Annotated in this window: 21 protein-coding genes; 12 read left to right on the top strand and 9 right to left on the bottom strand. The window is 75.5% G+C overall.

The window, feature by feature from the left end; translation table 11 throughout:
* Positions 1-3: 3 nt before the first annotated feature.
* Positions 4-891 (bottom strand): glycosyltransferase family 2 protein, encoded by an 888-nt coding sequence (locus E1284_RS05975; RefSeq protein ID WP_131937977.1) that lies wholly within the window; start codon positions 889-891, stop codon positions 4-6.
* Positions 892-1115: 224 nt separating this feature from the next.
* Between E1284_RS05975 and E1284_RS05980 the strand changes: the two genes are divergently transcribed.
* The 10 genes from E1284_RS05980 to E1284_RS06025 are packed head-to-tail and all read left to right on the top strand — an operon-like array spanning position 1116 to position 12039.
* A complete protein-coding gene (locus tag E1284_RS05980; RefSeq protein ID WP_131937921.1) occupies positions 1116-2753 on the top strand; it encodes a carbamoyltransferase family protein in 1638 nt (545 codons plus the stop codon).
* A complete protein-coding gene (locus E1284_RS05985; RefSeq protein ID WP_207923588.1) occupies positions 2753-4252 on the top strand; it encodes an HAD-IIIA family hydrolase in 1500 nt (499 codons plus the stop codon). Before E1284_RS05980 ends, E1284_RS05985 begins: the two co-directional genes overlap by 1 nt.
* A gap of 8 nt (positions 4253-4260) precedes the next feature.
* Positions 4261-5259, top strand: a complete 999-nt coding sequence (locus E1284_RS05990) for a glycosyltransferase family 9 protein (RefSeq protein ID WP_131937925.1) — start codon at positions 4261-4263, stop codon at positions 5257-5259.
* On the top strand, positions 5256-6251 hold the full coding sequence (locus tag E1284_RS05995; protein WP_131937927.1) for a glycosyltransferase family 4 protein: 996 nt from the start codon (positions 5256-5258) through the stop codon (positions 6249-6251). Before E1284_RS05990 ends, E1284_RS05995 begins: the two co-directional genes overlap by 4 nt.
* Positions 6248-7462, top strand: coding sequence for a glycosyltransferase (locus E1284_RS06000; RefSeq protein WP_131937929.1), 1215 nt, complete (start codon positions 6248-6250; stop codon positions 7460-7462). Before E1284_RS05995 ends, E1284_RS06000 begins: the two co-directional genes overlap by 4 nt.
* The gene (locus tag E1284_RS06005) at positions 7459-8058 is read left to right on the top strand and encodes a D-sedoheptulose-7-phosphate isomerase (protein ID WP_131937931.1); all 600 of its coding nucleotides are present in this window, start codon (positions 7459-7461) and stop codon (positions 8056-8058) included. The genes E1284_RS06000 and E1284_RS06005 overlap by 4 nt, the downstream gene beginning before the upstream one ends.
* Positions 8055-9452, top strand: a complete 1398-nt coding sequence (locus tag E1284_RS06010) for a PfkB family carbohydrate kinase (RefSeq protein ID WP_131937933.1) — start codon at positions 8055-8057, stop codon at positions 9450-9452. Before E1284_RS06005 ends, E1284_RS06010 begins: the two co-directional genes overlap by 4 nt.
* Positions 9449-10126 carry an SDR family oxidoreductase gene (locus E1284_RS06015; protein ID WP_131937935.1) on the top strand — a complete coding sequence of 226 codons (678 nt, stop codon included), beginning with the start codon at positions 9449-9451 and terminating at the stop codon, positions 10124-10126. Before E1284_RS06010 ends, E1284_RS06015 begins: the two co-directional genes overlap by 4 nt.
* Positions 10117-11073 (top strand): glycosyltransferase family 9 protein, encoded by a 957-nt coding sequence (locus E1284_RS06020; protein ID WP_243714280.1) that lies wholly within the window; start codon positions 10117-10119, stop codon positions 11071-11073. The genes E1284_RS06015 and E1284_RS06020 overlap by 10 nt, the downstream gene beginning before the upstream one ends.
* A gap of 9 nt (positions 11074-11082) precedes the next feature.
* On the top strand, positions 11083-12039 hold the full coding sequence (locus tag E1284_RS06025) for a UDP-glucuronic acid decarboxylase family protein (RefSeq protein ID WP_207923590.1): 957 nt from the start codon (positions 11083-11085) through the stop codon (positions 12037-12039).
* 100 nt (positions 12040-12139) lie between these two features.
* Here the strand turns inward: E1284_RS06025 and E1284_RS06030 are convergent, their stop codons facing one another.
* The 5 genes from E1284_RS06030 to E1284_RS06050 all read right to left on the bottom strand — a co-directional run bounded on the left by E1284_RS06030 (position 12140) and on the right by E1284_RS06050 (position 15258).
* On the bottom strand, positions 12140-12541 hold the full coding sequence (locus E1284_RS06030) for a DUF2267 domain-containing protein (RefSeq protein WP_131937938.1): 402 nt from the start codon (positions 12539-12541) through the stop codon (positions 12140-12142).
* Positions 12542-12596: 55 nt separating this feature from the next.
* On the bottom strand, positions 12597-13514 hold the full coding sequence (locus tag E1284_RS06035) for a polysaccharide pyruvyl transferase family protein (protein WP_131937939.1): 918 nt from the start codon (positions 13512-13514) through the stop codon (positions 12597-12599).
* A gap of 277 nt (positions 13515-13791) precedes the next feature.
* Positions 13792-14157 carry a fluoride efflux transporter FluC gene (locus E1284_RS06040; RefSeq protein WP_131937941.1) on the bottom strand — a complete coding sequence of 122 codons (366 nt, stop codon included), beginning with the start codon at positions 14155-14157 and terminating at the stop codon, positions 13792-13794.
* Entirely contained in the window at positions 14154-14630 is a 477-nt protein-coding gene (locus E1284_RS06045; protein ID WP_131937943.1) for a fluoride efflux transporter FluC, read from the bottom strand. Before E1284_RS06045 ends, E1284_RS06040 begins: the two co-directional genes overlap by 4 nt.
* Positions 14631-14784: 154 nt before the next feature.
* Entirely contained in the window at positions 14785-15258 is a 474-nt protein-coding gene (locus E1284_RS06050; protein ID WP_131937945.1) for an SRPBCC family protein, read from the bottom strand.
* 160 nt (positions 15259-15418) lie between these two features.
* Between E1284_RS06050 and E1284_RS06055 the strand changes: the two genes are divergently transcribed.
* Together E1284_RS06055 and E1284_RS06060 are read left to right on the top strand one after the other, a co-directional pair.
* A complete protein-coding gene (locus E1284_RS06055; protein WP_131937947.1) occupies positions 15419-16204 on the top strand; it encodes a SigB/SigF/SigG family RNA polymerase sigma factor in 786 nt (261 codons plus the stop codon).
* Positions 16201-16875 (top strand): haloacid dehalogenase type II, encoded by a 675-nt coding sequence (locus E1284_RS06060; protein WP_131937949.1) that lies wholly within the window; start codon positions 16201-16203, stop codon positions 16873-16875. Before E1284_RS06055 ends, E1284_RS06060 begins: the two co-directional genes overlap by 4 nt.
* A gap of 41 nt (positions 16876-16916) precedes the next feature.
* On the opposite strand, the gene E1284_RS06065 is transcribed toward E1284_RS06060, so the two are convergent.
* The 3 genes from E1284_RS06065 to E1284_RS06075 form a co-directional block, all read right to left on the bottom strand.
* A complete protein-coding gene (locus E1284_RS06065; RefSeq protein WP_131937951.1) occupies positions 16917-17765 on the bottom strand; it encodes a S1 family peptidase in 849 nt (282 codons plus the stop codon).
* A 114-nt stretch (positions 17766-17879) separates the two neighbouring features.
* A complete protein-coding gene (glpK, locus tag E1284_RS06070) occupies positions 17880-19397 on the bottom strand; it encodes a glycerol kinase GlpK (protein WP_131937953.1) in 1518 nt (505 codons plus the stop codon).
* A gap of 36 nt (positions 19398-19433) precedes the next feature.
* Complete coding sequence (locus E1284_RS06075; RefSeq protein WP_131937955.1) at positions 19434-20279, bottom strand: MIP/aquaporin family protein; 846 nt, start codon at positions 20277-20279, stop codon at positions 19434-19436.
* Positions 20280-20315 lie beyond the last annotated feature (36 nt).

A 20315-nucleotide genomic window follows, 5' to 3' on the forward strand; every position in this document is an offset into this window, starting at 1 on the left:
CCTTCAGCTCACGTAGCGGCGGGCCCTGGACTCCCGCTGGGCCGTCTCCAGGGTGCGCAGCCGGTACTCGACGTCCGGCGGCAGCGTGCGGCGCTCGCGCGCCACCCAGCCGAGCCCGGCAGCGGCCTCGGCGAGCGCACCGGCGGTGACGCGGTCGCGCGGCAGGGTGCGCAGCAGCCGGGCGGTACGGCGGACCGCGACCGGCAGCGGGCGGCGCAGCCAGGTGAACCAGAGCGTGTTGCGGATGCCGTGGCGGCGCCGCAGGTGCGGCTCGCGCAGCCGGGACGGCTCGTGGTGGACGACGACGTCCTCGGCGTAGCAGAGCTGCCAGCCGAGCGCCATGAGGTCGGCGCCGAGCAGCTCCTCCTCGCCGCCGAGCCACAGCCGCGAGGAGAAGCCGCCCGCCTCGCGGAACGCCTCCGTCCGCAGCATGGACGCGCCGGCCAGGAACGAGCCGAGCGCGGGGCCCGGCAGCCACGGCGGCCCGGGGACGGGCGAGTCCCGCAGCTCGGGCGTGATCGGGTCCTCGCGCCCGCCGGGCTCGACCAGGATCCGCCCGGTGACGACCGCGAGCCGCGGGTGCGCGTCGAGGAGGTCGGCGGCGCGCGACGGCGCGTCCGGGTCCCACCAGGTGTCGTCGTCGCAGAACGCGACGTAGGGGGTGCGGACGTGGTCGACGGCGAGGTTGCGGCCGACGGCGCCGAGGTTGCCCGGCGACCGGATCAGCGCGACCTCCGGGTGCTCCGCCGCGACGGCGTCGGCGGTGCCGTCGCGGGAGGCGTTGTCCACCACGATGACCGGGGCGTCCTCGGTCAGTTCCCGCATGCGCGCGAGGGCGGCGAGCAGCGACTGCCGCCGGTCCCGGGTGATGACGACGACGGTGAAGCGCATGAAACCGCCAGTACCCGGCTTCCCGCCCTCTATGTGCACGGAGAACCCACCGCCTGCCACGTCGCTCACCAGCGACTTTCCGGACTTGAGCGTTTAGGTCCCCCGTTACCGGCAATGCCAAATCACCTATAGGGAATTCGCTCCCGGCGGGGACCGCCAAGAGCCGATGTCTAAGACGACGTCATCGGCACGCCACAGAAAGCTGCGCCGAAACGGGGCTTTGTATGCGCGTGCTCGGAATCAACGCCATCTTTCACGACCCGGCCGCCGCGCTCGTCGCGGACGGCAGGGTCGTCGCCGCGGCGGAGGAGGAGCGCTTCAGCCGCCGCAAGCACGGCAAGCGGCCGGTGGCCTTCGCCGGCTGGGAGCTGCCCGAGCTGGCGGCCCGCTGGTGCCTGGAGGAGGCCGGGCTGGAGCCCGGCGACCTCGACGCCGTCGCCTACTCCTACGACCCCTCCCTCGTCGAGCCGGGCCTCGACGGGCACGACCGCCAGTGGGAGCGGCTCCGCACCCTCTACGCCGAGCGCGCCCCGAACTTCCTCGCGACGGCGCTGCCCGGCCTGGACCCGGGGATCGTCCGGTACGTCCCGCACCATGTGGCGCACGCCGCGTCGGCCGCGCTGGCCGCGCCCGGCCCCGGCGACGGCGACGTGCTCGTCCTGGACGGCCGCGGCGAGTCCCACTCCCACCTGGCCGGGACGTACGCGGACGGCGTGCTGACGCCGCTGCACTCCCAGCGCCTCCCCCACTCGCTCGGGCTGATGTACGAGGACCTCACCGAGCACCTCGGCTTCCTGCGCTCCAGCGACGAGTACAAGGTGATGGCGCTGGCGTCCTACGGGGAGCCGCGCTTCCTGGACGAGCTGCGCGAGCACGTCCGCGCGACGGGCGACGGCGGGTTCGCGGTCGCCGCGATCGACTGGGGCTCGCTCGCCAAGGCCCGCAGGGCGGACGGCGAGTGGACCCGCGACCACGCCGACCTCGCCGCCAGCGTCCAGGCCCGGCTCGAGGAGGTGCTGCTCGACCTCGCGGCCTGGCTGCACGGCGAGACGGGGTCCCGCCGGCTGATGCTCGCCGGCGGCGTCGCCCTGAACTGCGTCGCCAACGCGCGGCTCGCCGAGGCCGGCCCCTACGACGACCTCTGGGTGCAGCCCGCGGCGGGCGACGCCGGCACCGCGCTCGGCGCCGCGCTGCACGTGGCGCAGGGCGCCGGCGACCCGCTCACCGGCATGCCCGGCGCGGACCTCGGCCGGCGGTGGGACGACCGCGAGATCGCGCGGCGGCTCGACACCGCCAAGATCCCCTACGAGCGTCCGGACGACCTGGCCGCCACCGTCGCCGAGGCACTGGCCCGCAACGAGATCGTGGCGTGGTTCCAGGGGCGCTCGGAGTTCGGCCCGCGCGCGCTCGGGCACCGCTCCCTGCTCGCGCATCCCGGCCATGCCGGCAACGTGGAGCGGCTCAACGACGTCAAGGGCCGCGAGCAGTTCCGGCCGATCGCGCCGATGGTGGCGCTGGAGCACGCCCCCGAGATCTTCGAGGGACCGCTCCCGAGCCCGTACATGCTGTTCGTCCACCGCGTCCGGCCGGAGTGGCGCGAGCGGATCCCCGCCGTCGTGCACGTGGACGGCACCGCCCGCATCCAGACCGTGTCGGACGACGCGGAGCCGCTCGTCGCGCGCCTGCTGGCGGAGTTCCGCCGCCGGACCGGCCTGCCCGTCCTCGTCAACACCAGCCTGAACACCGCCGGGCGCCCGATGGCCGACGACCCCCGCGACGCGCTGGAGTGCTTCGGCTCCGCGCCGGTCGACCTGCTCGCCATCGGGCCGTTCGTGGTGCGCCGCCGGGAGGTGCGCGCTTGATGAGCTGCACCGTCGTCGTCCCCACGATCGGGCGGGAGAGCCTGCGCGTCACCCTGCACGCGCTGCTCGCCGCGCTGGAGGGCGGCCCCGGCCCGGAACCGCACGAGATCATCGTCGTGGACGACCGGCCGGCGCCGGGCGCGCCGCTGCCGCTGCCGGCGTCGGCCGGGCCGCGGATCCGGGTGATCCGGTCCGGGGGCCGCGGGCCCGCCGCCGCCCGCAACGCGGGCTGGCGGGCCGCCGCGACCGAGTGGGTGGCGTTCCTCGACGACGACGTCGTGCCCGAGCCCGGCTGGCCCGCCCGGCTCGCCGCCGACCTCGCCGGGCTGCCGCCCTCGGTCGGCGGGTCGCAGGGCCGCGTCGCCGTCCCGCTGCCGGACGACCGGCGGCCGACGGACTGGGAGCGGGGCACGGCCGCGCTCGCCGGCGCCGACTGGATCACCGCCGACATGGCCTACCGGCGCGGCGTCCTCGCCGAGCTCGGCGGCTTCGACGAGCGGTTCCGCCGCGCCTACCGCGAGGACGCCGACCTGGCGCTGCGCGCCCTGGCCTCGGGGCACGGCCTCGTCCTCGGCACCCGGCGCATCACCCACCCCGTCCGGCCCGCCGGGTTCTGGGCGTCGGTGCGGGCGCAGGCGGGGAACGCCGACGACGTCCTCATGTGGCGGGTGCACGGCCCGTCCTGGCGGGCCCGGGCCGGGGAGGGCCGCGGCCTGCTCGCCCGGCACGCGCTCACGACCGCGGCCGGGCTGCTGGCGCTCGCGGCCGCTCCGAAGAGCCGGACCGCCGCCGCGGTCGCCGGAGGAGCATGGGCGGCGCTCACGGCGCGGTTCGCCTACGAGCGGATCCGGCCGGGCCCGAAGACGCCGGGCGAGATGGCGAGGATGCTGGTCACCAGCGCGGCCATCCCGCCGGCCGCGATCTGGCACCGGGTCCGGGGCCTCGCCGTCCACCGGCGGGCGCGGAGCTGGGGCGGGCCGCGCGTCGTGCTGTTCGACCGCGACGACACCCTCATCAGGGACGTCCCGTACAACGGGGACCCGACGCGGGTCGAGCCGATGCCGGGCGCGCGCCGCGCGCTGGACCGGCTCCGCCGCCACGGCGTCCGGATCGGCGTCGTGTCCAACCAGTCCGGCGTCGCCAAGGGGCTCATCGGCGCCGGGGACGTGCGGCGCGTCAACGCCCGCGTCGAGGAGCTGCTCGGCCCCGTCGACGTGTGGGAGTTCTGCCCGCACGACGACGGCGACGGCTGCACGTGCCGCAAGCCCGAGCCCGGCATGATCGAGCGCGCCGCCGAGCGGCTCGGGGTGCTGCCGTCCGACTGCGCCCTCATCGGCGACATCGGCGGCGACATCGAGGCCGCCGCGGCGGCGGGCGCGCGCGGCATCCTCGTCCCGACCGGGCGGACCCGGCCGGCGGAGATCTCGCGGGCGCCGGAGACGGCGCCCACGCTGGACGCCGCCGTCGATCTGGTCCTCGGCGGGAGGCGGCGCCGGTGAGAGTCCTCATGGCACGCCAGGACAACCTCGGCGACGTGCTGCTCGCCGGGCCCGCCGTGCGGGCGGTCGCCGCCCGCGCCGACGAGGTCGTGCTGCTGTGCGGGCCGCGCGGCCGCGCCGCCGCCGACCTGCTGCCGGGCGTCGACCGCGTCATCGAGTGGCGCGCGCCCTGGATCGACCCCGACCACGTGCCCGTCGAGCAGGCCGCGGTGGACCGGCTCGTCCGCGAGCTGCGCGGCTTCGACCGGGCGCTCGTCCTGACCTCCTTCCACCAGTCGCCGCTGCCGCTCGCGCTGCTGCTGCGGCTCGCCGGGACCCCGTGGATCGGCGGCATCAGCGAGGACTACCCGGGGTCGCTGCTCGACCTGCGGCACCGGCCCGACAGCGACGTCCCCGAGCCGCTGCGGATGCTCGCGCTCGCGGCGGACGCCGGCTTCCCGTCCCCGGCCGACACCCGGCTGCGGGTCCGCGAGCCGCTGCCCGACACCGACCACCTCACCGGCCGGCCCGGCTACGTGGTCGTGCACCCCGGGACGTCCGTGCCCGCCCGCGCGTGGCCGCCGGCGCGCTGCGCCGAGGCGGTCCGGCTGCTGCGGGCGGCCGGGTACCGGGTGGTCGTCACCGGCCACGGGGACGAGAAGGAGCTGACCGCGCTCGTCGCCGGCGAGGACGGCCTCGACCTCGGCGGGCGCACCTCCCTGCCCGAGCTCGCGTCGGTGCTGGCGGGCGCGTCCGCCGTCGTCGCCGGCAACACCGGCCCCGCGCACCTCGCGGCGGCCGTCGGCACGCCGGTCGTGTCGCTGTTCGCGCCGACGGTGCCCGCCGCCCGGTGGGCCCCGTTCGGCGTCCCGCTGGCGCTGCTCGGCGACCAGCAGGCCCCCTGCAAGGACAGCCGCGCCCGCGAATGCCCGGTCGACGGCCACCCCTGCCTGTCGTCCGTCAGCGCCGACGAGGTCGCCGCGGCCGTGGAGATTCTGGCGTCGGTGGAGGAGGTTCCCACCCGATGAGAGTCCTGATGTGGCACGTGCACGGCTCGTGGGCGACGTCGTTCGTCCACGGCGAGCAGACCACGCTCGTCCCCGTCACCCCCGACCGCGGGCCCGACGGCAAGGGCCGGCCCGACACCTTCACCTGGCCCGACCGCGCGGTCGAGGTGCCGCCCGAGCGGCTCCGCGGCGAGGACGTGGACGTGGTCGTCCTGCAGCGCCCGCACGAGCTGCGGCTGGCCGAGGAATGGCTCGGCCGGCGCCCCGGGCGCGACGTCCCCGCCGTCTACGTCGAGCACGACACACCGCGCCGGACCCCGTCCGACGTGGGGCTCCCCGAGGAGGTCGTCCCCGACAGCCGGCACCTCCTGCACGACCGCTCCGACATCCCCGTCGTGCACGTCACCCACTTCAACCAGTTGTTCTGGAACTGCGGCCGCGCCCCGACCGCGGTCATCGAGCACGGCGTCGTCGACCCCGGCTACCGGTGCACCGCCGACATGCCGCGCGCCGGCGTCGTCATCAACGACCCGCTGCGGCGCGGCCGCGTCGCCGGCACCGACCTGCTCCCCGAACTCGCGGCGGCCGTCCCCCTCGACCTGTTCGGCATGAACGTGACCGGGGCGCCCGAGCGGCTCGGCATCCCCCCCGAGTCGCTGTGGACCTTCGAGGACCTGCCGCAGGCGAGGATGCACGAGGAACTCGCCCGCCGCCGCGTCTACGTCCACCCCTACCGGTGGACCTCGCTCGGCCTCGCGCTGATCGAGGCCATGATGCTCGGCCTGCCGGTCGTGGCGCTCGCCACCACCGAGGCGGTCGAAGCGGTGCCGCCGGAGGCCGGGGTGCTGTCCACGCGCGTCGCCACGCTGGCCGACGCCGCGCGGACCCTGGCCGCCGACCCGCCGCGTGCACGCCAGATGGGCAAGGAGGCGCGGGCCCATGCCGTCGAGCGGTACGGCCTGGCGCGCTTCCTGCGCGACTGGCGGCGAACTCTCCAGGAGGTAGCGCGATGAGAATAGCCATGATCTCCGAGCACGCCAGCCCGCTCGCCGCCGACGGCGGGCTGGGCGGGGCGGACGGCGGCGGGCAGAACGTGTTCGTCGCGGAACTGGCCACCGAGCTCGGCCGCCAGGGCCACTACGTCACCGTCTACACCCGGCGGGACGCGCCCGCGCTGCCGGACCGGGTGCGGCTCGCGCCCGGCGTGGCCGTCGAGCACGTCCCGGCGGGGCCGCCCGAGCGCATCGCCAAGGACGACCTGCTGCCGTGGATGCACGACTTCGGGACCTACCTGGAGCGGCGCTGGGCCGCCGACCCGCCCGACGTCGCGCACGCCCACTTCTGGATGAGCGGCCTCGCCGCGATCCAGGCCGCGCAGGCGGCCGGGGCGCGGCGCGTGCCGGTCGTGCAGACCTACCACGCGCTCGGCACCGTCAAGCGCCGCCACCAGGGCGGCAGGGACACCAGCCCCGCCTCGCGCATCCGGCTGGAGCGCGCGATCGGGCGCGGCGCCGACACCGTCATCGCGACCTGCTCCGACGAGGTCGCCGAACTGGCGGCGATGGGCGTCCCGCGCGACCGCGTCCGGGTGGTGCCGTGCGGGGTCGACCTGGGCCTGTTCGCCCCCGGCGCCGCCGCCGCGGGCGGCGGGCCGCACCGCATCGCGGTGCTGTCCCGGCTCGTGGAGCGCAAGGGCGTGGACACCGCGATCCGCGCGCTCGCGCACCTGCCGGACGCCGAACTGGCGGTCGCCGGCGGCCCGCCGCACGGCGACCTGGACGCCGACCCCGAGGTGCGCCGGCTGCGCCGGGCGGCGCGGGACGCCGGCGTCGCCGGGCGGGTGGAGTTCCTCGGCCGGCTCGGCCGCGGCGAGGTGCCCCCGCTGCTGCGCTCGGCGAGCCTCGTCGTCACCCTCCCGTGGTACGAGCCGTTCGGCATGGTGCCGCTCGAGGCCATGGCCTGCGGCGCGCCCGTGGTCGCGAGCGCCGTCGGCGGGCACCTGGACACCGTCGTGGACGGCGTCACCGGCACGCTCGTCCCGCCGCGCGACCCGGAGGCGGCGGCCGGCGCGATCCGGGCGCTGCTCGACGACCCGGCGAAGCGGGACGCGATGGGGGCCGCTGCGGCCGCGCGGGCCCGCGACCGCTACTCGTGGGCGCGGGTCGCCGCCGACACCGCCGAGGTCTACCAGCACGCCGCCGCCGTGAGCGAGGTGGCCGCATGACCGCGCCGGCGAGCACCGGGACCCGCACGTCCACCGTCTACGACCGGCGGCTGGAGGCCCTCGCCGAGGCGGCCCTGCGGTTCCGCGACCAGGTGCCGACGATCGAGGCGTGGGGCGGCCGCCTCGCCCGCGTGCTGCGCGCCGGCGGGCGCCTGCTGGCCTGCGGCAACGGCGGCAGCGCCGCCGAGGCGCAGCACCTGACCGCCGAGCTCGTCGGCCGGTTCGAGAGCGAGCGGTGCCCGCTGTCGGCGATCCCGCTGCACGGTGACACCTCCTCGGTCACCGCGATCGGCAACGACTACGGCCCGGTCACCGTGTTCGAGCGGCAGGTGCAGGCGCACGGCCGCCCCGGCGACGTGCTGGTGTGCCTGTCGACCAGCGGCCGCAGTGCCAACGTGGTCGCGGCGGCGCGGCGCGCCCGGCGGCTCGGGCTGACCGCCTGGGCGGTCACCGGGCCGGGCCCGAACCCGCTCGCCGAGGCGTGCGACGACGCGATCACGGTGCCGGCCGGCATCACCTCGACCGTCCAGGAGATCCACCTCGCGGCGATCCACCTGCTGTGCGGGGCGGTCGACGAGGCCCTGGGGGTGACATGACCGCACCACTCGTGGTGGTCGGCGACGTCCTGCTCGACATCGACATCGTCGGCACCAGCAGCCGGCTGTGCCCGGACGCGCCCGTCCCCGTCGTGGAGCAGGCCGAGGAGCGGCCCCGCCCCGGCGGCGCGGGCCTCGCGGCGCTGCTGGCGGCGGCCGCCGGGCGGGAGGTGGTGCTGGTCACCGCCCTCGCCGACGACGAGCCGGGCCGGCGGCTGCGCGCGATGCTGGACAAGCACCTGGAGGTCGCCGCGTTCCACCTGCACGGCGGCACCCCCTGCAAGCTGCGCATCCGGTCCGGAGGACAGTCGGTGGCGCGCCTGGACGCCGGGGAAGGGCAGGCCCTCGACGGGCCCGTCGGTCCGCGCGTCACCGACGCGATCGCGGGGGCCGGCGCGGTGCTGGTCTCCGACTACGGGCGGGGCGTGGCCCGGCACCGCGCCGTCCGCTCGCTGCTCGGCGGGCTGCCCGCGAGCGTGCCCGTCGTATGGGACCCGCATCCGCGCGGCGAGCCGCCCGTGCCGGGCGTCCGGCTGCTCACCCCGAACGAGGAGGAGGCCGCCCGCCTCGCCGCCGCGGACGGCGCCGACATCAGCGGGTTCGGGCTGTCGGCCGCCGGCCGGCGCGGCCGGCACCTCGGCCGCGCCTGGGGCATCGAGGGCGTCGCGATCACGCTCGGCTCGGAGGGCGCGCTGCTGTGCGACGGCTCCGACGCGCCGTTCCTCGCGCCCGCCCGGCCGGCGCGGGGCGACTCGTGCGGCGCGGGCGACAGCTTCGCCGCCGGGGCGGTCGGCGCGCTCGCCGACGGCGCGGAGCTGACCGCGGCCGTCACCGAGGGCGTCCGGCACGCCTCGGAGTTCGTCCGGGCGGGGGCCGCCGCGGCGCTGTCGGCGCAGCTCGCCGAGACCGGCACCGCCCGGCTCGTGCCCGAGCGCGGCGAGGACGCCTGGGACATCGTGGAGCGGACCCGGCGCGCGGGCGGGACGGTGGTGGCGACCGGCGGCTGCTTCGACCTGCTGCACGCCGGGCACGTCAGCCTGCTGCAGCAGGCCCGGCGGCTCGGCGACTGCCTGATCGTCTGCGTCAACTCCGACGCCTCGGTGCGGCGCCGCAAGGGGCCGACCCGGCCGCTGACGCCGGCCGCCGACCGCGTCCGGGTGCTGGAGGCGCTCAGCGACGTCGACGCCGCCGTCGTGTTCGACGACGACACCCCGGCGCCGCTGCTGGAGCGGCTGCGCCCCGACGTGTGGGTGAAGGGCGCCGACTACGCCGGCACCACGCTGCCCGAGGCCGAGACGGTCCGCGCCCACAACGGCGAGATCGTCCTGCTGCCCCTGCTGGAAGGGCGCTCCACCACGCGCCTGCTGTCCACCACGAAGGGAAACGCGTCATGAACGTCCTCATCACCGGCGGCGCCTCCGGACTCGGCGCGGCCGTCGCGCGCAGGATCGCCGACGACGGCGGACGGCCCCTCGTCCTCGACCGGCACCCACCGAAGGACGACTTCGAGCACATGCAGGCCGACCTCGCCGACCGGCGGTGCGCCGAACGCGCCGTGCACGGCCTGGCGCGGGCCGCCGGCGGCCTGAACGCGGTCGTCACCGCGGCCGGCATCGACGCGTGCGGGGCGCTCTGCGACGTGCCCGCCGAGGACTGGGAGCGGGTCGTGCAGGTGAACCTGCTCGGCACCGCCGCCGTCGTCCGGGCCGCGCTCCCCTACCTGGAGAACGAGCCGCACGGGCGGATCGTGACCGTCGCGTCCACGCTCGGGTTCCGCGCGCTGAGCGACGCCACCGCGTACTGCGCGTCCAAGTTCGGGGTCGTCGGCTTCACCCGGGCGCTCGCCGCCGAGCTGGCCGGCAGGGTCGGCGTCACCATGGTCGTGCCGGGCGGGATGGACACCGCGTTCTTCGACGACCGCCCGGACCGGTACAAGCCCGGCGCGGACGCCGTGCTGAACCGGCCCGAGGACGTGGCGGCGACCGTCGCGTTCGCGCTCGCGCAGCCGGCCGGCTGCGAGGTGCGCGAGGTCGTCGTCTGCCCGTCGCGGGAACCGTCGTGGCCGTGACGGCCGGCCGCGTCCTGGTGCTGCGGGCGCTGGGGCTCGGCGACCTGCTGACCGCCGTCCCGGCGTTACGGGCGCTGCGGCGCGGGCTGCCGGGCGCGCGGATCACGCTGGCCGCCCCCGCCGTGCTCGCCCCGCCGGCCCGCGCGTCCGGCGCGGTCGACGAGGTCCTCCCGGCGGACGGCCTGGACGCCCCGCTGCGCGCCGCCGGCCCGGTGGACGTGGCCGTCAACCTGCACGGCTCGGGTCCGCAGAGCCACCGGCTCCTCGCGGCCCTGTCGCCCGGCCGGCTGCTGGCGTTCGACCACCCCGCCGCGCCGCACACCGGCGGGCCCGGCTGGGACCCCGGCGAGCACGAGGTGGCGCGCTGGTGCCGGCTCGTCGCCTCCTACGGGTTCGACGCCGACCCCGGCGACCTGGACCTGCCGGTTCCGGCCGCCGCCTCGCCCGCGCCGGGCGCCGTCGTCGTCCACCCCGGCGCCGCGTTCCCGGCGCGCCGCTGGCCCGCCGAGCGGTTCGCGGCGGTCGCGGCGGCGCTGCGGGACCGCGGCGAGCGCGTCGTCGTCACCGGCGGGCCCGGTGAGAGGCCCCTGGCGCGCCGCGTCGCGGATCTCGCCGGGCTCGGCCCGGCCGCCGACCTCTCCGGCCGCACGCCCCTGCCCGAGCTGGCCGCGCTCGTCGCGGCGGCCCGGCTGGTGGTGTGCGGCGACACCGGCGTCGCGCACCTCGCGACCGCCTTCCGCACGCCGTCGGTGCTGCTGTTCGGCCCGACGCCGCCCGGACGCTGGGGGCCGCCCCGCCGCCCCGAGCACCGCGTCCTGTGGGCGGGCCGGCACGGCGACCCGCACGGCCGCGCGCCCTGTCCCGGGCTGCTGGAGATCTCCGCGGACCAGGCCGTCGAGGCCGCCGGGACCGTGCTCACCCTGGTGAGCTCCCACGAGAACCGATGAGGGGGAATGATGAGACATCCACGCGCCGTCGTCACCGGGGGCTCCGGCTTCCTCGGCTCGCACCTGTGCGAGGCGCTCCTCGCGCGGGGGATCTCGGTGGTGTGCCTGGACAACCTGCTCACCGGGACGTCCCGCAACATCGCCCACCTGACCGGGCGGCGGGACTTCCGCTTCCTGAAGCGCGACCTCACCGAGCCGGTGAGCGTGCCCGGCGAGGTCGGCTACGTGTTCCACCTCGCCTCCGCCGCCTCGCCGGCCGACTACCTGCGGTTCCCGATCCAGACCCTGGAGGTCGGCAGCCAGGGCACCCGCAACGCGCTGGAGCTGGCCGAGGCGAAGGGCGCCCGGTTCGTCCTCGCCTCCACCTCCGAGGTGTACGGGGACCCGCTGGTGCACCCGCAGCCCGAGTCGTACTGGGGGAACGTCAACCCGGTCGGGCCGCGCAGCGTGTACGACGAGGCCAAGCGGTTCGGTGAGGCGCTGACGTCGGCGTTCCGGCACTCCCGCGGCCTCGACGCCGCGATCGTGCGGATCTTCAACACCTACGGGCCGCGGATGCGCCCCGACGACGGGCGGGCCATCCCGACGTTCCTGCGGCAGGCGCTCACCGGCGAGGACCTCACGGTCACCGGGGACGGCGCGCAGACCCGCTCGATCTGCCACGTGGACGACACGGTCCGCGGCATCCTCGCCCTCGCCGAGTCCGACCACCCGGGGCCGGTCAACATCGGCAGCCCGTACGAGATCTCCATGGCCGACCTCGCGGAGCTGATCATCGAGCTGACCGGCTCGCCGTCCGGGATCCGGTTCATCGGCCGGCCCGAGGACGACCCGCGCGTCCGGCGCCCGGACACCGGCCTCGCCGAAAAGGTGCTCGGCTGGAAGCCGCGGATCACGGTCGAGGAGGGCCTGCGCGGCACCATCGAGTGGTTCGGCAGGGAGCTGCTCATCGCCCGTCCCGCCTGACCGCGCCCGTCCCGCCTGACCGCGCCCGTACCGCCTGACCGCGCCCGTACCGCGACGGCCGCGATGAACCGCTCATCGCGGCCGTCCGCGCGGTCAGCCGTCAGCCGCTGTGGCCGGCCGACACCAGGTCGCGGAGGTCGGAGGGGAGGCTGTCGCGCACCTTCTGCGCGATCGCGCCCTGGGTGGCCTCGTCGGTCACCTCCAGCACGACGCGCGCCAGGTACGCCGAGCGCGGCTCGTCGGCGCCGGACCGGACCGCGATCCGCTCGATGAAGTCGTGCCGGTCGAACCGCTCGCCGGTCCCCGCGCCGCCGTAGACCTCGGTCCGGCGCAGATGCTCGCCGATCTCGTGCGGCAGTTGCGCCGCGAGGTTGTCGGCCAGGCCCTCGGGGATCCGCTCGCCCAGGGTCTCCAGGACCGCCCGGGTCGCCCGTTCCGCCTCCCCGTGGCCGGAGAGGTGGGCGCGGTTCTGGACCTGTCCGATGAACTCTTCGTGCCGCATGACGGACGCTCCTTCCTGCGTCTGAAATGCGTAGACTGCCCGTTTTGTCCGATCCTTAACGCGCGCCGAGGACGTCCAGAAGCTCGCCGATCACCGCGCCGTCCGGCGCGAGCGAGGAGGTCCGCCCGGCCCCCTCGGGCGACAGCGCCCAGTCCCACCACCGGTCGAGTTCCGCCGTGTCCAGCAGCGGCGCGTCCGGCGGCGGCGCGGCGGCGCGGCCCGGGGCCGGGTCCGGCACGGTGACGACCGCGGGCCAGGACCAGGCCCGCGCCTGCGCGGTGACCTTCGCGCCGCCGCCGACCGGGTCCACGGCGATCGCCGGGACGCCGTTCTTCAGCGCCAGCACGAGGCCGTGCAGCCGGGTCGTCACCACCAGGTCGAGCCTGCGCAGCGCCGACTCCAGCTCGGCGGCCGTGCGGAACAGCCGCCAGTCGCGCGGATCGAGCCGCGTGTCCAGCGGCAGCCGCGCGCACTCGCGGGCGCCCAGCCACTCCGCCAGCTCCCGCTCGACCCGCTCGTGCAGCCCCCGCCCGCCGTACTCCCGCTGGCCGGGCGCGAGCACGACCCCGACCACCGGCACGGACGGGGTCGCCGGCAGCGCCGCCAGGTCGTGCCGCGGCGCCGCCGCGGGCGTGTCGCGCGCGAGCACGGCGTCGAACCCGGTGACCGCCGGATCGTCCGGGTCGATGACCGAGACGCCCACCGCGATGCGCACGCAGCCCGCGTACCGGCGGTGCAGCTCCTCGATCTGCGGCCCGTGCAGCGGCCCGCAGGCGAACACCAGATGCGTGTAGGAGGCGGGGTCGGCCCGGTCGAGGTGCAGGCCGCCCGGCCGGAAGACGGGGCTCCAGGCCAGCCGGCACTCGACCCCCGCCTCGGCCAGCCCGCGCCGCACGGCCTCCATCGCCAGCACGTCGCCCGCCGTCGCCTCACCGTGCACGAAGCTTGGCCATCCGGTCACCAGGACCCGCATCCGCTCACCTCCCCGCGCCGCCCCGACTCGCCTGCTACCCGCGACCGCCCGTCCCATGTCCCGTCCCGCACGCGGCCGGCCGGTGCCGCCGCCATGCCCCGCGCAGCAGGTGGCCCTGCCCCTCACGAGACACTTCAGACACCTTCCGGTTTACGGACACGGCCTTATGGGCACAGTCACCTCGCGGCCCACTCGTCAGCTCGGAGCCAAGTGCCTCGAACTGCGAGCCTGGGCCGCGCCACGTTCCACCCCCGTTCACCCTAGGACGCGGTCACACTCAGAACGCGGGCAGCGCCTCAGCGACGACCATCCCGCAGTAGGCGGCGCCGAGCCCCGCGGCGATGGCGGCCGCCGCGTTGAGCAGCGCGTAGGAGCGGGCCCCCGTCTCGGCCAGCCGCAGCGTCTCGTACCCGAACGTGGAGTAGGTGCTGAGGGCGCCGCAGAAGCCCGTCCCGGCGAAGGCCATCACGCCGCCGTCCGCCGGCAGCGCCGCGAGCAGGCCCAGCAGGAACGAGCCCGCGACGTTGACGGTGAACGTCCCCCAGGGGAACACCGAGTCGTGGCGGGCCTGGACCGCGCGGTCGGTCAGGTAGCGCAGCGGAGCGCCGAGCGCGGCGCCCAGCGCGATCAGCAGGATCGTCACTCGCCGTCCTCCGCGGCCCGGCGGCCCGCCAGGGACCTGGTCAGCTGCACCCCGGCGAGGACCGCGGCCAGCGCGGCGGCCAGCGTCAGCGCGAGGTAGGCGAGGCCGACCCGCGGCGCGCCGTGCTCCACCGCCCGCTGGACGTCGACGGTGTAGGTCGAGAACGTGGTGAACCCGCCGAGGACCCCCACCCCGAGGAACGGCCGGACCAGCCGGTGCGCCGGCCGCACCTCGGTGATCAGCACCATCAGCACGCCGATCAGCAGGCAGCCCGCGACGTTCGTCCAGAACACCGGCCAGGGGAAGTCGCCAGGCCCGTAGGGGAACGCGGTGCTCAGCCCGTACCGCGCGAGCGCCCCGAGCATGCCGCCCGCCGAGATCGCCCCGAGCGTCTGCCACGGCGCGCGGCTCAGTTCGGCGCGCTGCCGCGGGACGTGCAGATCGACATCGGGATCGACGGGGGGCACGGGCATGGCGACTCCTACCAGTAGCGACTGCGTTCACCGGTAGGGACCGTCGGCGGACTGCGTCCGCGGTTCACCCCGTATCGGGCACGGCGGGCCCCACCGCCGCGTCCCCGTCCGCCGGGGCCTCCCCGAGTCTACCGAAGGCCGTCCGCCCGGGGCGTCAGGGTTCGGGGCGGTCGACCTGGCCGCGCCGGCCGCCGGTCTGGACGCCGGTCTGGACGCCGCGCGCCTCGATGAAGGTCTTGAACCGCCGCAGGTCGCCGCGCACCCGGTGCGTCAGGGCGCCGATGCGGTCCCCGGCCTTCTCGGCGAAGCCCGCCGGGTCGATCTCCAGCTGCGCGGTGACGCGGGTGGTGGTCTCGTCCAGGCGGTGGAACGTCACCACGCCGGCATGGGTCGGGCCGTCCAGGGACTTCCAGGCGACGCGCGCGTCGGGCAGCTGCTCGGTGATCCGCGCGTCGAACTCGCGGGTGACGCCGGCGATCCGGGTCCTCCAGTGCAGGGTCGTGGCGTCGATCTGCCGGATCTCCTCGACGCCGTCCATGAACCTCGGGAACGTCTCGAACCGCGTCCACTGGTCGTAGGCGGTCCGGATCGGGACGGTGACGTTGACCGATTCGGTGATCGTGCTCACGGGCCCACCTCCTGCCTCACCGCCCGGTTACCCGCCTGACGTGCGTCTATCCGCGCGATCTCGGCGGCGCCGTGTGATCGCCCCGCGTGCGGGTAGAGGGAGCGCACCGAGCGATAGCCCCCTGCCCTCGCCGGCCTCGTCCGCAAAGGAGAGCATCCGTATGACGTCGGCGCAGACCACCCGGTTCAACGACGGACAGACCGAGCTCCTGCTGGCGGAGATGAACCGGCTGCCGGAGGGCGATCCCCGCAGGGAGCGGCTGCGGGCGCGCATCGTCGACATGCACGCCCCGCTGGTCCGCGGTGTGGCACGCCGGTACGCCAACCGCGGCGAACCCCTGGACGACCTGCAGCAGGTCGCCTATCTCGGGCTGGTCAAGGCCATCAACCGGTTCGACCCGGGCATCGGCGACCGCTTCGTGACCTACGCCTACCCCGTGGTGACCGGGGAGGTGAAGCGGCACTTCCGCGACAAGACGTGGGGCATCCGGGTGTCGCGCCGCATCCAGGAGCTGCGGCCGATCCTGCAGCGCACGGTGCAGGAGTACACCCGCGAGCACGGCCGCTCCCCCACCACCGCGGAGATCTCCTCCCTCATGGACATCACCCAGGAGGAGACCGTCGAGGTCATCATCGCCTGCGACGCCTACCGGCCGCTGTCGCTGGAGGCGCCGGCGGACGGGTCGCCCAGCGGCGAGAACGGCACGGTGGGCGAGTACCTCGGCTCCGACGACCCCGCGCTCGACGCCTTCATCGACGGCCACGCCCTCGGCCCGCTGATCGACGACCTGCCCGAGCGCGAGCGGACGATCCTGCTGCTGCGCTTCTTCGGCAACAAGACCCAGACGCAGATCGCCGAGCAGATCGGCCTGTCCCAGATGCACGTGTCCCGCCTGCTCCGCGCCACCCTGGACCGCCTCCGCATGGGCCTGCTGGCGGAGGGATGACCGGGCGCCCGCGCCTCGTCGCGTTCGATGTGATCGAGACGCTGATGCCGCTGGAGCCGCTGCGCCCGCGCTTCACCGACATCGGCCTGCCCGGCGGGGCGCTGGAGACCTGGTTCGCCCGGACGCTGCGCGACGGCATGGCGCTGACGGCGGCGGGCGACTACCGGCCGTTCCGCCCCGTCGCCGAGGGCGCGCTGCGGGCCGTCGCCGGCCGGCGCGCCGACGACGCGGCGGTCGCGCACGTCATGGACGGCTTCGCGACGCTGCCCGCGAGCCCCGACGCGGAGCCCGCGCTGCGGCGCCTCGCGGACGCGGGCGTCCCGGCGGTGTGCCTGACCAACGGCGCCGCAGGCACCACGGCGGCGTTCCTGGAGCGCGCCGGGCTCACCGGCCTCGTCGACCGGGTCATCAGCGTCGAGGAGGTCGGCCGGTGGAAGCCGCCGCCGATCGTCTACCGGCACGCCGCCGCCGTGACCGGCGTCCCCGGCGACCGGATCGCGCTGGTGGCGGCGCACGCCTGGGACTGCCACGGCGCCAAGCGCGCCGGCCTCGCCACCGGGTGGGTCAGCAGGCTCGAAGGCCGCTACGGCGAGGTGTTCGAGCCCCCGGACGTCACCGGCGACGACCTCGTCGAGGTGGTGGACCGGCTGCTCGCCCTGGACGACGGCTGACCGTCACGGCGGGCGGCCGTCACGGCGGGCGGCGGCGGCCGTCACGGCCGGGGCAGGGCGCAGTTCCCGTCCAGCACGACGTCGTTGCCGGCGCCCAGGCAGCGGGCCAGCGGGTACGTCTGCTGGCCGTAGTGGCCGCCGCGGCGGACGGTGATCCGGCCGTCGCGGCCGACCTCGCAGGGGTTGTTCAGCGTGCAGCGCTCGCCGTCGTCGTTGCCGGTGTTGTTGACGCCGACGACGCGGTGCGTCCGGGCGTCGATGACCGGGGAGCCGGACGTGCCGTGGATCGTCTCGCACTCCGGCGTGTACCGGATAGAGTCCTGCCACGTCCAGCCGGCCTCGCGCAGCCGGTACACGGCCGCGTCGATCTTGCAGCCGTAGATCTTCCGCCAGTAGCCGGAGACGACCCGGATCTCCGTGCCGTCGTGCGGCCTGGCCGTGGACAGCGGCAGGGCGGTGACGCCGTACCGCCGCCGGATCGCGGCGTAGCTGGTGTCCAGCCGGTACACGGTCACATCGGTGTCGCTCATCGTGGCGTACTCGACGCGGGTCGCCCGGAGCGTGCCGAGGTCGCCGCGGCCGGTCCGGTCGAGGAGCTTGACCGTCCTGGACGACGCCTGGTCCACGACGACCTCGCCCGCCTTCGGCATCCCCGACTCCAGGCAGTGCCCGTTCGTCAGGACCAGCGCCGCGTCGGCGTCGCGCGAGCGCGGCCCCCGCACGAGCGACCCCGAGCAGTTGCTGAGCGCGACGATCCCGGTGAAGTCGACCGCCGCCCTCCCCTGCTGCGGCGCCTTCGGCGGGACGGGGACGGCCTGCGCGGTGCTCGCGGTGAGCGTCCCCGCACCGGCGACGGCGGCGACGACGGCTGCGGCGAGGCGTGGGGGCATGCGGGCGTTCCTCTCGGCTGGGCCGGGGCCCACCCCGGCCGGTGACGCACTGTCACCGGCCGGATGCTAGATCATCCCGGCCGCGATGAGAAGGACCGCCGGTGCGGCGAGCCGTCAGCCGACGTCCACCCAGCCGTAGGTGCGCTCCACGGCCTTCTTCCAGCCGGCGTAGCCGGCCTGGCGCCGCTCCTCGTCCCAGGTGGGCTGCCAGCGCCTGTCCTCGTTCCAGTTCTGGCGGAGCTCGTCGGTGGTGTTCCAGAACCCGACGGCGAGGCCGGCGGCGTAGGCGGCGCCGAGCGCGGTGGTCTCGGCGACGACCGGGCGCGACACCGGGACGCCGAGGATGTCGGCCTGCAGCTGCATGCACAGCTCGTTCGCGGTGACGCCGCCGTCGACCTTCAGCACGTCCAGGGAGACGCCGGAGTCCTCGCGCATCGCCTCGACCACGTCGCGCGACTGGTAGCAGATCGACTCCAGGGTGGCGCGGGCCAGATGGGCGTTGGTGTTGAACCGGGACAGGCCGACGATCGCGCCGCGCGCGTCCGACCGCCAGTACGGGGCGAACAGGCCGGAGAACGCCGGGACGAAGTACACCCCGCCGTTGTCGTCGACCTGCCGGGCCAGCGACTCGCTCTGCGCGGCGCCGGAGATGATGCCGAGCTGGTCGCGCAGCCACTGCACCGCCGACCCGGTCACCGCGATCGAGCCCTCCAGCGCGAACACGGTCGGCTGGTCGCCGAACTTGTAGCAGACGGTGGTGAGCATCCCCGCCTTGGACCGGACGAGCTCCTCGCCCGTGTTGAGCAGGAGGAAGTTGCCGGTGCCGTAGGTGTTCTTGGCCTCGCCGGGCGCGAAGCACACCTGCCCGACCGTCGCCGCCTGCTGGTCGCCGAGGATGCCGGTCAGCGGCACCTCGCCGCCGAGCGGGCCGTCCGCGGTGGTCGTCCCGTAGGGGTCGGGGGCGGACGACGGCCGGATCTCGGGCAGCATCGACCGCGGGATGCCGAAGAACGACAGGAGCTGGTCGTCCCAGTCGAGGGTCTCCAGGTCCATCAGCATGGTGCGGCTGGCGTTGGTCGCGTCGGTGACGTGCACGCCGCCGTTCCTGCCGCCCGTCAGATTCCACAGCACCCAGGTGTCCATGTTCCCGAAGACGGCGTCGCCGTTCTCGGCGGCCTCCCTGACCCCGTCGACGTTCTCCAGGATCCACTGGACCTTGCCCGCGGAGAAGTAGGTCGCCGGCGGCAGCCCGGCGCGGTGCCGGATCGTCTCGCCGCGCCCGTCGCGCTCGAGCGCGGACGCGATCCGGTCGGTGCGGGTGTCCTGCCAGACGATCGCGTTGTAGTAGGGGCGGCCGGTGCGCCGGTTCCACACCACGGCCGTCTCCCGCTGGTTCGTGATGCCGAACGCCGCGAGGTCGCCGTGGTGCAGGTTCGCCTTGTTCAGCGCGGACTGGACGACCGAGCGGGTCCGCTCCCAGATCTCGGTCGGGTCGTGCTCGACCCAGCCGGCCCGGGGCAGGATCTGCTCGTGCTCCAGCTGGTGGCGGGCGACCTCGTTCCCGCCGTGGTCGAAGATCATGAAGCGGGTGCTGGTCGTGCCCTGGTCCAGCGCTCCGACGAAGTCGGCCATTACTCTGCCCTTTCTGCCGGCGGGGCCGGGGCCCCGTCAGGTCTCATCGTTGTTCAGCGGCGGTTCGAGGGTCTCGGCCACCTCCTGCTCCCGGGGGATGTTGCGGCCGATGAGCAGGACGTAGAGACCGGCGCCGAGGATCCCGCCGATCAAGGGCGCGACGATGGGCACCCAGAAATAGAACTCCCCGTACTGGTCCCGCCACGCGGTCCCGTATCCGGTGATGTACTGGGCGAGCCGGGGCCCCAGGTCGCGGGCCGGGTTGATCGCGTAGCCGGCGGCGGAGCCGAACGCCATCCCGATCGCCACCACGACGAGCCCGATGATGAACGGGGCCAGGTTGGCCAGCGGCGGCGCGTTGCGCAGGTCGATGAGCGCGAGGACGAGGAAGAGCAGGATCGCCGTGCCGATGATCTGGTCGCGGAACGCGCCCCAGGTGTGGATCGGCAGCGACCCGTTGCCGGGCATCGTGGAGAACACGAACTGCGTCTTGGTCGTCAGGCCGGGGTCGAACTTGTTCAAAATCTCGGTGTAGTCCCACCGGACGATCAGCGCGGCCACGAAGGCGCCGAGCGTCTGCGCGAAGCAGTACGGCAGCACCTTGCGCCACGGGAAGCCCCAGAAGACGGCGAAGGCGACGGTCACGGCCGGGTTGATGTGGCCGCCGCTGATCCGGGCGGAGACGTAGACGCCGAGCGTGACGCCGAGGCCCCACGCCCAGGCGATGCTGTCGTGGCCGCCCAGGCTCTGCGCGGGGCCGAGCCCGCTGCCCGCGACGGCCTGGGCGACGACGCCGATGCCGAACAGGATCAGGATCATCGTTCCGGCGAACTCCGCGGTCATCTCGCGGGCGAGTTCGGGCACCCTCGGCCATCGCGCCATCTCTCCTCCAGGACGTGTGACGTAAGGCACGACCGC

The organism is Actinomadura bangladeshensis, from assembly GCF_004348335.1.
GTDB lineage: Bacteria > Actinomycetota > Actinomycetes > Streptosporangiales > Streptosporangiaceae > Spirillospora > Spirillospora bangladeshensis.